Origin of the sequence: Achromobacter sp. 2789STDY5608621 (assembly GCF_001299375.1) — a bacterium.
Lineage (GTDB): Bacteria > Pseudomonadota > Gammaproteobacteria > Burkholderiales > Burkholderiaceae_B > Achromobacter > Achromobacter insuavis.
Genome location: NZ_CYTU01000045.1, coordinates 34,403 through 47,018 on the forward strand (window position 1 = coordinate 34,403; position 12,616 = coordinate 47,018).

General features: G+C 70.7%; 9 protein-coding genes and 1 pseudogene. 6 read left to right on the forward strand and 4 right to left on the reverse strand.

All coding sequences use genetic code 11. From position 1 onward, the window contains the following. Positions 1 to 181: 181 nt before the first annotated feature. The 3 genes from AOZ53_RS27350 (at position 182) to cheD (ending at position 2,865) form a co-directional block, all read left to right on the forward strand. Positions 182 to 895 (forward strand): cell division ATP-binding protein FtsE, encoded by a 714-nt coding sequence (locus AOZ53_RS27350; RefSeq protein WP_054433175.1) that lies wholly within the window; start codon positions 182 to 184, stop codon positions 893 to 895. Then, positions 892 to 1,800, forward strand: coding sequence for a cell division protein FtsX (locus AOZ53_RS27355; protein ID WP_054477822.1), 909 nt, complete (start codon positions 892 to 894; stop codon positions 1,798 to 1,800). Before AOZ53_RS27350 ends, AOZ53_RS27355 begins: the two co-directional genes overlap by 4 nt. A 288-nt stretch (positions 1,801 to 2,088) precedes the next feature. Further along, positions 2,089 to 2,865, forward strand: coding sequence for a chemoreceptor glutamine deamidase CheD (gene cheD / locus AOZ53_RS27360; RefSeq protein WP_054490170.1), 777 nt, complete (start codon positions 2,089 to 2,091; stop codon positions 2,863 to 2,865). 13 nt (positions 2,866 to 2,878) lie between these two features. Here the strand turns inward: cheD and AOZ53_RS27365 are convergent, their stop codons facing one another. Then, the gene (locus AOZ53_RS27365; RefSeq protein WP_054433172.1) at positions 2,879 to 3,835 is read right to left on the reverse strand and encodes a GlxA family transcriptional regulator; all 957 of its coding nucleotides are present in this window, start codon (positions 3,833 to 3,835) and stop codon (positions 2,879 to 2,881) included. Between the two features lie 287 nt (positions 3,836 to 4,122). Here AOZ53_RS27365 and AOZ53_RS27370 point away from each other — a divergent pair, with 287 nt between their 5' ends. Then, entirely contained in the window at positions 4,123 to 4,812 is a 690-nt protein-coding gene (locus tag AOZ53_RS27370) for a M24 family metallopeptidase (protein ID WP_054433171.1), read from the forward strand. A 62-nt stretch (positions 4,813 to 4,874) separates the two neighbouring features. On the opposite strand, the gene AOZ53_RS27375 is transcribed toward AOZ53_RS27370, so the two are convergent. Next, positions 4,875 to 8,486: an indolepyruvate ferredoxin oxidoreductase family protein gene (locus AOZ53_RS27375; RefSeq protein WP_054490172.1), complete on the reverse strand. Its 3,612-nt coding sequence runs from the start codon at positions 8,484 to 8,486 to the stop codon at positions 4,875 to 4,877. Positions 8,487 to 8,656: 170 nt separating this feature from the next. Here AOZ53_RS27375 and mutY point away from each other — a divergent pair, with 170 nt between their 5' ends. Further along, positions 8,657 to 9,733 (forward strand): A/G-specific adenine glycosylase, encoded by a 1,077-nt coding sequence (gene mutY, locus AOZ53_RS27380; RefSeq protein WP_054433169.1) that lies wholly within the window; start codon positions 8,657 to 8,659, stop codon positions 9,731 to 9,733. A gap of 190 nt (positions 9,734 to 9,923) precedes the next feature. On the opposite strand, the gene AOZ53_RS27385 is transcribed toward mutY, so the two are convergent. Continuing rightward, positions 9,924 to 10,742: a helix-turn-helix transcriptional regulator gene (locus AOZ53_RS27385; protein ID WP_054490173.1), complete on the reverse strand. Its 819-nt coding sequence runs from the start codon at positions 10,740 to 10,742 to the stop codon at positions 9,924 to 9,926. 190 nt (positions 10,743 to 10,932) lie between these two features. On the opposite strand from AOZ53_RS27385, the gene iaaH reads away from it, so the two are divergent. Continuing rightward, positions 10,933 to 12,378 (forward strand): indoleacetamide hydrolase, encoded by a 1,446-nt coding sequence (gene iaaH / locus AOZ53_RS27390; RefSeq protein WP_082385790.1) that lies wholly within the window; start codon positions 10,933 to 10,935, stop codon positions 12,376 to 12,378. 31 nt (positions 12,379 to 12,409) lie between these two features. Here the strand turns inward: iaaH and AOZ53_RS34865 are convergent. Next, positions 12,410 to 12,616 (reverse strand): annotated as a pseudogene (locus tag AOZ53_RS34865) (mannitol dehydrogenase family protein); the annotation flags it as partial.

The following is a 12,616-nucleotide window of genomic DNA, read 5'->3' on the forward strand; positions in this document are numbered from 1 at the left end:
TCAAACGGGGTTTTGCGATAAAAACGGGGACACATTTTCGTTCGAAAAAACGTGTCCAACCGGTCACTTTTGCGTGGGGCCGGCGGTCACATCAGGACACTTTTTCCCGCGCGCCCCTCTCGCGGTTTTAGGCCAGCTTACTGTCCCCGAGTTAATATTGCGGCTTCATCCGACAGCCGCCATGATCGAATTCCAGCACGTATTCAAATCGTATGGCCGCGGCCGCAATATCCTGGCCGACATCAACTTCCGCGTGAGCGCGGGAGAGTTCGTTTTCGTGTCGGGGCCATCCGGCGCCGGCAAGTCGACCCTGCTCAAGCTGATCGGGGGGCTCGAGCCCGCCAGCCGCGGCTCGATCCAGGTCAACGGCCAGCGGCTCGACAAGCTGCCGGCCCGCGCCCGGCCCTACCTGCGCCGCGCCGTCGGCGTGATCCTGCAGGACACGCACCTGCTGTTCGATCGCAGCGCGTTTGAAAACGTGATGCTGCCGCTGGCGGTCACCGGCCACCCCGGCGATTCGGCCGCCGCCCGCGCCCGCGCCGCGCTGGACAAGGTCGGCCTGTCGGGCAAGGAAGATCTCAACCCCATCGAGTTGTCGGGCGGCGAGCAGCAGCGCCTGGCGATCGCGCGCGCCATCGTCAACCGGCCCGCCATCCTGATCGCCGACGAACCCACCGCCAACCTCGACCACGACAACGCGCAGCGCATCATGAATGTGTTCCGCGACTTCAACCGCGTCGGCGTCACCACGCTGATCGCCTCGCACGACCAGGAACTCATGGCGCGCTACGCCACCCGCACCCTGCGCATCGACCCCGGCAAGTTCGCCGACTCGCACGGTCCCGCCACGCCCTCGGCCGACGCCGGCCACGGCAGCGCCGGAGAACCGGCATGAACGCCTGGCTGCGGCAGCATCGCTATGCGCTCATGGTCACCCTGCGCCGGCTGGTCAAGCAGCCGTTCTCCTCGCTCGCCAACCTGCTGGTGATGGCGCTGGCGCTGGCCCTGCCGCTGCTGGGCAGCGCCATCCTGGTGTCGGTGCAGCCGGTGGCGCGGCAGATGTCCGTCACCCCCGAGGTCACCGTCTTCCTGCGGGTCGACGCCCCCGCCGGCGCCGCCGCCGACATCGCCAGGCGCATCCAGGGCGAGTACGCCAACGACGTGCGCGCGGTGCGCGTGGTCGGCCGCGACGACGCCCTGGCCGACCTGCGCGCCAACCCCGCCTGGCAGCAGGCGCTGGCCGTGCTGCCCGGCAACCCCCTGCCCGACGCGGTGGTGGTGACCCTGGCCGAGGGCGAAGACCTGGCCGGCCGCGCCGACAAGCTGGCGCAGGCCTGGAAACAATGGAACCAGGTGGACCTGGTGCAACTGGACAGCGCCTGGGTGCAGCGGCTGGAGGCCATCCTGCGCTTCGCCCGCATCGGCCTGGGCTTCCTGGCCGCCTGCGTGGCGGTGGTGGTGCTGGCCACGGTCTTCAACACCGTGCGCATGCAGGCCCTGTCGCAGCGCGAGGAAATCGCGGTGGCGCGCCTGGTGGGCGCCACCGAATCGTTCGTACGGCGGCCGTTCCTGTACCTGGGCGCGCTGTCCGGCGCCCTGGCCTCGCTGCTGGCCATCGGCGTGGCGGCGGTGGCGCTGTCGCCGCTGAACAACGCCCTGCTCGGCCTGGCCCACAGCTACGGGGCGGAATTCGCCCTACATTTGCCCGGCGCCCCAGTGCTGCTGACGGCCATCGTGGCCTCGGCCGCCCTGGGCGCGCTGTCGGCCCGCTGGTCCGTGACCCGCAGCACGCGCTTCTAAACCCGCGTATAGCCCCCCTTCTTCCCCGTGATCCGGGGAACGGCCCCGCCCGACCCTGGTTAGGATGGAAACACCGTCCCGCCATGGGTCGCGCGCGCCCTCGCTATCGGGGAAACGGCCATATGTATCAGGGACATAACAAAGTTGCGGTTACACAGGTTTTCCCCCTATTACGGGCCAGATGTGCAAGAATAAAGCGACATCTTTCCTCATATTTTGAAACGTTTACTGTCCTGCCGAGCGCTGCCTTCGTGTCCCAATCGTTGTTCTTGCCCTTGATTCCGTTCCATGGTCGCCCGTCTTGAAGCCCGTGCAACGCGCCATTATTTCGATAGCGCGTTCCAGTCTCAGGCGGTGAAGGTACTCCCCAACGAGTACTACGTCACCGACGAAGACATCATGATCTCGACCGTGCTCGGGTCGTGCGTGGCTGCCTGCATCCACGATCCCGTCAACGGCGTGGGCGGCATGAATCACTTCATGCTGCCCGAGGGCGACATGCAGTCGCCCGCCTCGGCCACCATGCGCTATGGCGCCTTCGCCATGGAAGTCCTGATCAACGAGCTGCTCAAGGCCGGCGCGTCGCGCGAGCGCCTCGAGGCCAAGGTGTTCGGCGGCGGCGCGGTGCTCTCCGCCATGCAGCAGATGAACATCGGCGAGCGCAACGGCCAGTTCGTGCTCAACTACCTGCGCACGGAAGGCATTCCGGTCAAGGCGCAGGACCTGGGCGACGTGCACGCGCGCCGCATCAACTACTTCCCGCGCGATGGCCGCGTGATGGTCCGCAAGATGGCGCCGCACCACCAGCGCGCCGAAGAGATCATCGCCAAGCGCGAACAGGCCGCCGCCGAAAGCGTGCAGGCCAAGACCCACAGCCCGCCGCGGGTCGAACGTTTCGCGCGGCCCGGCGTGGAACGCTTTGACCGCCCCGCCGCCCGCCCCGGGGTGGAACGTTTCGATCGCCCCGGCGTCGAGCGTTTCGACCGTCCCGCCACGCGTCCCGGCGTGGAACGCTTCGACACCGGCGTCACCCGCCGCCGCAAGCCGGAAACCGCGGGCGGCTGAATCCGCCGCCGCGTCAGCAGCCGAAACTGGCGCGGTACTGGCTGGGCGACACGCCCAGCCGCCGCTGGAACACCTCGCGCAGGTGCCGCGCATCGCGAAAGCCGCAATCAAACGCCACGGTCTTGAGCGGCGCCGACGCGCGCTCCAGCCGCGCGCGGGCCGCGTCCACCCGCGCGCTCTCGACGAAATCCGCCGGCGTGACGCCGGCATCCCGCAGGAACACCCGCGAGAAATTGCGGCGGCTCATGTTGGCCACCGCCGCCAGCGCGTCCACGCCCAGGTCGTCGGCCAGGTGCCCCAGCACGTACTGCTGCACCTGCGCCACCGCCGAGGTCTCCTCGACGAAGGGCGTCAGGAACGGGCTGAACTGCGACTGCCCGCCGGCGCGCTGCATGAACACCACCAGCCGCTTGGCCACGTTCAGCGCCACCTCCGGCCCGTGGTCCTGCGCCACCAGGTACAGGGCCAGGTCGATGCCGGCCGTCACCCCCGCCGACGTGTGCAAGCGGCCATCCTGCGCGTACAGGCGGTCGGTCTCGACCCGCAGGTCCGGATAGCGCGCCGCCAGCGCCGGCGCATCGTTCCAGTGGGTGGTGACCATGGCGCCCGCGGGCAGGCCGGCGCGCGCCAGCAGGAAGACGCCGTTGCAGATCGACCCATAGCGCTCGGCCCGCGCGCAGGCCGCGCGCAGCCAGGCCAGCGCCTCGTCCGATTCCCGCGCCGCCGGCAGGCCCGGGCCGCCGGCGGCCAGCAGCAGGTCGGGCGCGTCCGCGACGTCGGCGTAATGGCGCTGCGGCGTCAGCAGCATGCCGTTGGAACAGGGCACCGCGCCGCGCGTCAGGCCGATTAGCTCCATCCGGTACTGCCGGGCCGGCAGCAGGAAGCGGTTGGCCTCGGCGAACACGTCCAGCGGTCCGCTGACGTCCAGCGACTGCACGCCGGGAAAGACGAGGATGGCGACGGATTTCATGGGATCGGGAAGGCGAAAGGGGGAACGCCGCGCGGTACGCCACGGACAACGCGGCAACGGCGCCGCGACACGCTACCTTAGCCCAAGCCCTTGGGCGCGCGGCCCGCCGCCGCCGGGCCTGGCCGTAAACCGTGCCATGGCGGCCGCCATCCGCCGCCGCCCCGGGCCCTGGCCGCCGGACGCGCCATCCTGGCCGCAATCCGCCCCACGCGGCGCTGGTCCGCCACGGCGCGCGCGCCGACACTGCCTGCATCGCCCTCCGGGCTCGCCACGCAAGGAAACGCATCATGCAAACACCCTCCTCCGACCCCAGCGAACGCGTCGGTCCCGCCTTCTCCGTGGACGGCATGCTGCTGGCCCGCAACAAGACGCGCCAGGCCATCGAGGACATCGCCGCCCGCATCCGCCCCGGCATGATCGAGGAAGACGCCGTCGCCCTGGCCAAGCAGACGTTGATCGACGCCGGCCTGGCGCTCAGCTGGCACCCCACCCGCGTGCGCTTCGGCGCCAACACCATGAAGGCGATGCGCCAGGCGTCCACGCCCGGCGTGGCGCTGGGCGAACACGACATCTTCTTTCTCGATATCGCGCCGCGGCTGGACGCCTGGGAAGGCGACGGCGGCAAGAGCTACGTGGTGGGCGACGACGCCGGGCAGGCGCGCTGCGCGCGCGACGCCGAGGCGCTGTTCCATGATGTGCGCGGCGTCTGGCTGCGCGAGCGGTTGAGCGGGCAGGCGCTGTACGCCTACGCCGACCGCCAGGCGCGCGCCATGGGCTGGGAACTGAATTTCGACCTGCCCGGCCACCGCGTGTCCGACTTCCCGCACGCGGCGATCCACACCGGCTCGCTGGCCGACCTGGCGATCAGCCCCTCGGAGATGCGCTGGATCCTGGAGATCCACCTGCGCGACCCGCAGGGCCGCTACGGCGCGTTCTTCGAGGACATGCTGCTGGACGACGCGCACTATCCGGCCTAGCCGCACGCGCCGCCGCCCTCCCGGCGGTGCCGGCCAGGAACAGCCTGGCCAGGCGTCGCCCTTCACGCCGCCCGCGCGCCCCCGATCGACACCACGTTGGCGGTGAAGTCCTTGAGCAGGGCCTCGCGCCGCGCGGCGGCCTTTTCCATGGCCGCCTCCTTCACGTGGCCGTAGCCGCGGATCTCCTCCGGCACGCTGGCCAGCGCCACCGCGCGGTCGAGGTTGCCGCGGTTGAGCTTGGACAGGATCGCCGTCAGCGTCTCGCGGTATTCACGCGCCAGCTCGCGCTCGGCGCGACGCTCGCGGGTATAGCCGAACGGGTCGAAGCGCGTGCCGCGCAGGCGCTTCATGCGCGCCAGCAGGCGGAACACCCGCAACATGCCCGGGCCATAGGCCTTCTTGACCAGATGGCCGTCAGGGCCGCGGCGCGCGAACAGCGGCGGGGCCAGGTGGAAGCGCAGCTTCCAGTCGCCCTCGAACTGCTCGCCGATGCGCTTGAGGAACGCGCCATCGGTGTACAGCCGCGCCACTTCGTATTCGTCCTTGTAGGCCAGCAGCTTGAAGTAGTAGCGCGCCACCGCCAGCGCCAGGCGCTGGGTACCGGTGGCCTCGTGCTCGGCATGCGCCACCTTGTCCACCAGCTCGGCGTACTGCTGCGCATAAGCGGCGTCCTGGTACTGCGTCAGGAACGCGCGGCGCGTTTCGACCAGGCGCTCCAGCTCGCCGGCCGGCTTCTTCAGCTCCACCACCGGACTGGCCGCGCGCGGACGGCGGATCTCGATGATGTCGTCCGGATGCGCCGGCGCGCCGCCGTTGGCCAGCAGGCGCGTGACGCCGGCCAGATCGTGGGCCGCGCGGCGGCCCCAGGCGAAGGCGGCCAGGTTGTTGGGCACCTGCTGGCCGTTCAGCTCGATGGCGCGCAGCAAGGACTCGCGCGACAGCGGCAGCCAGCCCTTCTGGTAGGCGTAGCCCATCATCAGCGGGTTGGAGTAGATGGCGTCGCCCAGCAGGCCCACGGCCAGCGCCGACGCGTCCACCGTGTGCAGGTTGTCCTTGCCGCAGGCGGCCTGCAGGTCCGCCGTCAGGTTGGCGCCCGGCAGCGTCCAGTCGGGATTGGTCACGAACGCCGCGGTGGGCGCGGTGTCGCTGTTGAGCAGCGCGCGCGAGCGGCCCGGGCGCAGCCGCGCCATGGCGTCGGCGCTGGTCGCCACCACCAGGTCGCCGGCCAGCATCAGGTCGGCCTCGCCCATCGCCACGCGCGTATTCATCAAATGGTCCGGCGTCTGCGCCAGCACCACGTGCGAATACACCGCGCCGCCCTTCTGCGCCAGGCCGGCCATGTCCAGCACCGAACAGCCCTTGCCTTCCAGGTGCGCGGCCATGCCCAGCAGCTGGCCGATGGTGACCACGCCGGTGCCGCCGACGCCGGCGATGAACACGCCATAGGCTTGCGCCAGGCCCGGCAATGCCGGTTGCGGCACCTCGTCGTCGACCGCGCCTTCCGGCGCCAGCGCGCGCGGCTTGCGCAGCTTGCCGCCTTCCACCGTGACGAAGCTGGGGCAGAAGCCCTTCAGACAGGAGAAGTCTTTGTTGCAGCTGGACTGGTTGATGGCGCGCTTGCGGCCGAACTCGGTCTCCAGCGGCTCCACCGACAGGCAGTGCGATTTCTGCGAACAGTCGCCACAGCCTTCGCACACGCGCTCGTTGATGACCACGCGCCGCGCCGGATCGGGATAGGCGCCGCGCTTGCGGCGGCGGCGCTTCTCGGTGGCACAGGTCTGGTCATAGATCAGCACCGACACGCCGGGGTGTTCGCGCAACTCGCGCATCACCGCGTCCAGCTCGTCGCGGTGTTTCACCGGCACGCCCGGCGCCATGCCGGCCATGCCCTGGTACTTTTCCGGCTCGTCGGTCACCACCACGATCTTGTCGATGCCCTCGGCCGCCACCTGGCGGCTGATCATCGGCACGCTGATGGGGCCATCCACCGGCTGCCCGCCGGTCATGGCCACCGCGTCGTTGAACAGGATCTTGTAGGTGATCGGCGCCTTGGCCGCCACCGCCGCGCGGATCGCCAGCAGGCCCGAATGGAAGTAGGTGCCGTCGCCGAGGTTGGCGAACACGTGCTTCTCTTCGGTGAACGGCGCCTGCCCCAGCCACGGCACGCCCTCGCCGCCCATCTGCGTGTAGACCTGGGTATTGCGGCCCATCCAGGTCACCATGTAGTGGCAGCCGATGCCGGCCATGCCGCGCGAGCCGTCCGGCACCCGCGTCGAGGTATTGTGCGGACAGCCCGAACAGAACCACGGCTTGCGGTCCTCCACCACGCGCGGCCGCGCCAGCGCCTGTTCGCGGCCGGCAATGAAGGCCAGCCGCGCCTCGATGCCGGCGCGCACGTCGGCCGGCAGCTCGAAGCGCAGCAGGCGCGCGGCGATGGCCTTGGCCACCATCGCCGGCGAAAACTCGTAGTGCGCCGGCAGCAGCCAGTTGCCCTGCGGCACCGACCACTCGCCGCCGTCCTTGTCGTCGAACTTGCCGACCACGCGCGGGATCTTCTTGCCGCTGCCGATCCAGCTGAACAGTTCTTCCTTCAACTGGTATTCCAGCACCTGGCGCTTTTCCTCGACCACCAGGATCTCGTCCAGGCCGTCGGCGAATTGCGCCATGCCGGTGGATTCCAGCGGCCACACCATGCCGACCTTGAACAGCCGCAGGCCGATGCGCTGGCACACCGCCTCGCTCAGCCCCAGGTCGGACAGCGCCTGGCGCGTGTCCAGGTAGGCCTTGCCCGAGGTCATGATGCCGAAGCGCGCGTCGCGCGCCGGCACCTGCCACAGCTCGCGGTTCAGATTGTTGGCGCGGGCGTAGGCCAGCGCCGCGTACAGCTTGTAGTCCAGCAGCCGCGCCTCCTGCTGCAGGGGCGTGTCCGGGATGCGGATGTTCAGGCCGTCCGGCGGCAGCTGGAAATCCCCGGGCAGCACGATCTGCACGCGGTACGGATCCACGTCCACCGAGGCCGACACCTCGACGATGTCGGTAATGCATTTCATGCCGACCCAGACCCCGGCGTAGCGGCTCATGGCCCAGCCGTGCAGGCCGTAGTCCAGCACCTCCTGCACGCTCGACGGGAACAGCGCCGGGATCATGCAGGCCTTGAGGATGTGATCGCTCTGGTGCGGCAGCGTCGACGACTTGGCCGGGTGATCGTCGCCGGCCACCACCAGCACGCCGCCGTGCGGCGAGGTGCCGGCGGCGTTGGCGTGCTTGAACACGTCGCCGCAGCGGTCCACGCCCGGCCCCTTGCCGTACCACATGCCGAACACGCCGTCGTATTTGGCGCCCGGGAACAGGTTGACCTGCTGCGTGCCCCACACCGCGGTGGCCGCCAGGTCCTCGTTGATGCCCGGCTGGAACTCGACGTGGTGCGCCTTCAGGTACTTGGCCGCCTTCCACATGTTCTGGTCGACCCCGCCCAGCGGCGAGCCCCGGTAGCCCGACACGAACCCGGCCGTGTTCAGCCCCGCGCGCAGGTCGCGCAGCCGCTGCATCATCGGCAGGCGCACCAGGGCGTGGATGCCGCTCATCCAGGCGCGGCCACTTTCGAGGGTGTATTTGTCGTCCAGCTGGACGGATTCGAGCGCCGCGCGCAGCGCGGGCGTGAGGGGGGCATTCATGTCTACTCCGAGGGTCGTGGAACGCCCGCGGCAGCCAACGCACCACGCCCTCTTGAAGCGCATGCGGGCAAGCGGCGGGAGGTGAATTCCGGGCGCTCGATGCGCCTCTGTCCTACGGTTGTAACCGCTCGCCCCACCCCCGGCAATAGGGCGATGCGATAATTGCGGGCATGGACTTCGCCCCTCGCATCGTCGCCTGGCAACGCCAGCACGGCCGCCACGATCTCCCCTGGCAAAACACCCGGGATCCCTACCGCATCTGGCTCTCGGAGATCATGCTGCAGCAGACGCAGGTGGCCACCGTGATCCCCTACTACGAACGCTTCCTGCAGCGCTTCCCCGACGTCGCGGCGCTGGCCGCCGCCGCCCAGGAAGACGTGATGCCCTACTGGGCCGGCCTGGGCTACTACGCCCGCGCCCGCAACCTGCACCGCTGCGCCCAGGAAATCGCGCGCGACTGGAACGGCCGCTTCCCGCCCACCGCCGAAGCCATCGCCACCCTGCCCGGCATCGGCCGCTCGACCGCCGCCGCCATCGCCGCCTTCGCCTACGGCGAGCGCTCGCCCATTCTCGACGGCAACGTCAAGCGCGTCTTCACCCGCCAATTCGGCATCGCCGGCGACCCCGCCAAGCGCGAGATCGAACAACGCCTGTGGGCCCTGGCCGACGCCAACGTCGACGCCGCCCCCGGCCTGGACATGGCCGCCTACACCCAGGGCCTGATGGACCTGGGCGCCACCCTCTGCACGCGCGGCAAGCCGGCCTGTGAGCGCTGCCCGGTCGCCGATACCTGTGTCGCCAAGCGCGACGGCCGCCAGGCTGAGCTGCCCACGCCCAAGGCGCGCAAGGCGATTCCGGAACGCGAGACCGCCATGCTGGTGCTGCAGCACCAGGGCGCCTTCCTGCTGCAGCAGCGCCCCGAACCCGGTATCTGGGGCGGCCTCTGGAGCCTGCCCGAATTCGACGCCGCCGGCGACCCCCTGGCCGCCTCCCGCGCCCTAGGCCTGGACCCCGAACAGCGCTTCGAACTCGCCGCCTTCGCCCACACCTTCACCCACTACCGCCTGCACATCCGCCCCTGGTACGTGCCCGTGCGCAGCGCCTCGCTGCGCCAGCCCACGCAACCCGAGCGCTGGATCACCCAGGCCGAGCTCCCCGACACCGCCCTGCCCGCCCCCGTCAAGAAACTCCTGCTGGGCCTGATCGAAGCCGGCCTCCCCGGCGACCTGCTGGTCAACAGCAAGTAGCGCCCTCCGACCGCCCCCCCGCGCGCAGCGTCACCGCCCCGACGCCAGACACCCAAACGCCAAAGAAGGCCGCCCGCGCGGCCGTCTTTGGCGACCCCGCAAGCCCCTTCCCACCCCAAAGATTGCTGGCAAAAACGCCAAGCAAACCGCCCGCCCCAACATCCGCTGCTAAGTCACTCGCGCCTAAAGATCACTCCTCCCCCAGCAACATCACCAGCTTCAGATCCAAATGCGTCGCCAGGCGAAAGGTGATCTGCTGATAGGCCAACGTGCCACGGCGCGGGTGCTGGAACTCGCGTAGACCGCCCTCGCGCTCCACCACCGCGTGCCGCGTCCACCAATGGGCGAACACGGCGCTCTGCCGGTTCAGGGCGTCAATCAGCGCCAGCACCGCCGGCTCATCCAGATGCGCCCCCGCATCCGCCCGGAACTCGGCCACCACGCGCCGCGCCCGCTGCTCCCAGTCCACCACCAGCTCGCGCGCCGCCGGATCCAGGAAGATGTAGCGCAGCAGGTTGGGCTCCGGATCCCGGGCCGGCCAGTCGTCGAACAGATCCCGCAGCGGCTCATTACAGGCCAGCAGGTTCCAGGCCCGGTCCAGCACGTAGGCCGGCGCGGTGATCGCATCCACGCACTCGCGCAACGACCCCGGCGCCCCCATCGCATCGTCGCGCGCATGCTGCGGGTCGGCGCAATCGGCCAGGTCGAACAGATAGGCCCGCTCGGCCCGCGCCAGCTGCAGCACCCCCGCGATGCGCGACCACACCGACGGCGACACCGACACCTCGCGTCCCTGCTCGATCCAGGTGTACCAGGTGACGCTGATGCCGCACAGCTGCGCCACCTCTTCGCGCCGCAGCCCCGGCGTGCGGCGCCGCATGCCTTCGGGCAGGCCGGCCATCTGCGGGGTGATGCGCGAGCGGGCGCTGCGCACGAACTCGCCCAGCGCCTGGCGGCGCAGGCGGGAGCCTTCGTGACCGGCGGCGCCGGCCTGGGGGGAAGTGTTCATACCAGGATAAGCGGGGGACTTGTACGTGTATAAGTGCCGTCTATGTTAGCGCCTGCGGCGGCGCCGCGGGACGGCTCCAGCCACGGGCCGGAGCGCCCGCTCGACGCGCCGTGCTCGACAGCGCCACGGTCGAACAGGTATAGATCGGGATCGAACCGACAAAATGGCAGCCACAAGGAGACAACACGCCATGCCCACCCCCCGGACGCCCCCGACCTGCCCGACCGTGACCGAAGCCGCGGCGCTGTTTCGCGAGGGCCGCGTCACCAGTGAAGCCCTGACCCGCAGCTGCCTGGACCGCATCGCGTCCCGCCAGGACCTCAACGCCTTCATCGCCGTCGACGCCGACGGCGCGCTGGCCCAGGCGCGGGCCGCCGATGCCGCGCGCGCCGCGGGCCGCGCCGCCCGACCGCTGGAGGGCGTGCCCGTGGCCATCAAGGACAACATCCACGTCGCGGGACTGCCCAACACCGCCGGCACCCCCGCCCTGCGCCACTTCCGTCCGGCCGAGGACGCGCCGGTGGTGCGGCGGCTGCGCGAGGCCGGCGCCGTCATCGTCGGCAAGACGCACATGCATGAACTGGCGTTCGGCGTGTCCGGCTTCAACACCGCCTATCCCGGCCCGCGCGGCGCGGGCACCCGCAACGCCTATGACCCCGAGCGCATCGCCGGCGGCTCGTCCTCGGGCAGCGGCGCCGCCGTGGGCGCGCGGCTGGTCCCGGCCGCGCTCGGCACCGACACGGGCGCCTCGGTGCGGCTGCCGGCCGCGCTCAACGGCGCCGTCGGTTTCCGGCCATCGGTGGGGCGTTATGACGGCGCCGCCATCACGCCGATTTCGCATACCCGCGACACCCCCGGCCCCATCGCCAACGAAATGGCCGACATCGCGCTGCTGGACGCCGTGCTGAGCGGCGACGCCGCGCCGCTGCCGACGCTGAAGGCCGCCGACCTGCGGCTGGGCCTGCCCGCCTATTTCTGGCAGGACCTGGACCCGCAGGTCGAGGCCGCGACGCAGGCCGCCCTGGCGCGCCTGCGCGCGGCCGGCGTGACCCTGGTCCCGCTCGACATGCCCGGCCTGGAAGCCAGCAACGCCGCCACCAGCATGCCGCTCTGCCTGTACGAGCAGAAGCCCGACCTGATCGATTACCTGCAACGCCATGCGGTCGGGGTGAGCTTCGAGGACGTCGTCGCGCAGATCTCCAGCCCGGACGTCAAGGCCATCTTCGACAACCTGATCGTGCCGGGCGTGCTGCCCACGCCATCGGGCGAGGTGTTGCCGCTGCGGCCTCTGTACGACAGCGCCATCGCGGTGCATCGCGACGCGCTCATCGACGTCTACCGCCGCGCGTTCGAGCAGCACGCGCTGCACGGCCTGCTGTTTCCCACGGTGCCGGTGCCGCCGCCGCTGGCCGCGCCGGAAGCCAGCAGCCTGGAAACGTTCCAGCGGCTGGCGCGCAACGTCGATCCGGGCAGCAATGCCGGGCTGCCCGGCCTGAGCCTGCCGGCCGGCCTGTCGGCGGACGGGCTGCCGATCGGACTGGAAGTGGATGGGCTGCCCGGCGCGGATCGCCAGATCCTCGCGGTCGGCATGGCGCTCGAACCGCTGCTGGGCCGGCTGGCGCCGCCGCAAGCATGATGCGCCTGCCCGCCCAGGCGGCGGCTGCGCCTCAGGCGGGGTCCGCGCGCATGGCGGCCAGGGTCGCGTCCAGCGCGCCGGCCACGCCCAGCGTGCGCAGCGATTGCGCCGCCTGCGCCACCTCGCGCACGAAGCGCGCGTCGCCGCCCAGGTCGCCGAACACGGCGGCCAGGGCCGTCATCTCCCGCGCCCAGGCCAGCGCGGCGGCCGGCCCCGGCGGCGCGTCGCGCGCCGCCGC

Bases quoted from the DNA above. Each gene is read 5' to 3' on its own strand.
- iaaH (WP_082385790.1), top strand. From the start codon at position 10,933: ATGCCCACCCCCCGGACGCCCCCGACCTGCCCGACCGTGACCGAAGCC.
- AOZ53_RS27385 (WP_054490173.1), bottom strand. From the start codon at position 10,742: ATGAACACTTCCCCCCAGGCCGGCGCCGCCGGTCACGAAGGCTCCCGC.
- AOZ53_RS27370 (WP_054433171.1), top strand. From the start codon at position 4,123: ATGCAAACACCCTCCTCCGACCCCAGCGAACGCGTCGGTCCCGCCTTC.
- AOZ53_RS27355 (WP_054477822.1), top strand. From the start codon at position 892: ATGAACGCCTGGCTGCGGCAGCATCGCTATGCGCTCATGGTCACCCTG.
- cheD (WP_054490170.1), top strand. From the start codon at position 2,089: ATGGTCGCCCGTCTTGAAGCCCGTGCAACGCGCCATTATTTCGATAGC.
- mutY (WP_054433169.1), top strand. From the start codon at position 8,657: ATGGACTTCGCCCCTCGCATCGTCGCCTGGCAACGCCAGCACGGCCGC.
- AOZ53_RS27365 (WP_054433172.1), bottom strand. From the start codon at position 3,835: ATGAAATCCGTCGCCATCCTCGTCTTTCCCGGCGTGCAGTCGCTGGAC.
- AOZ53_RS27350 (WP_054433175.1), top strand. From the start codon at position 182: ATGATCGAATTCCAGCACGTATTCAAATCGTATGGCCGCGGCCGCAAT.
- AOZ53_RS27375 (WP_054490172.1), bottom strand. From the start codon at position 8,486: ATGAATGCCCCCCTCACGCCCGCGCTGCGCGCGGCGCTCGAATCCGTC.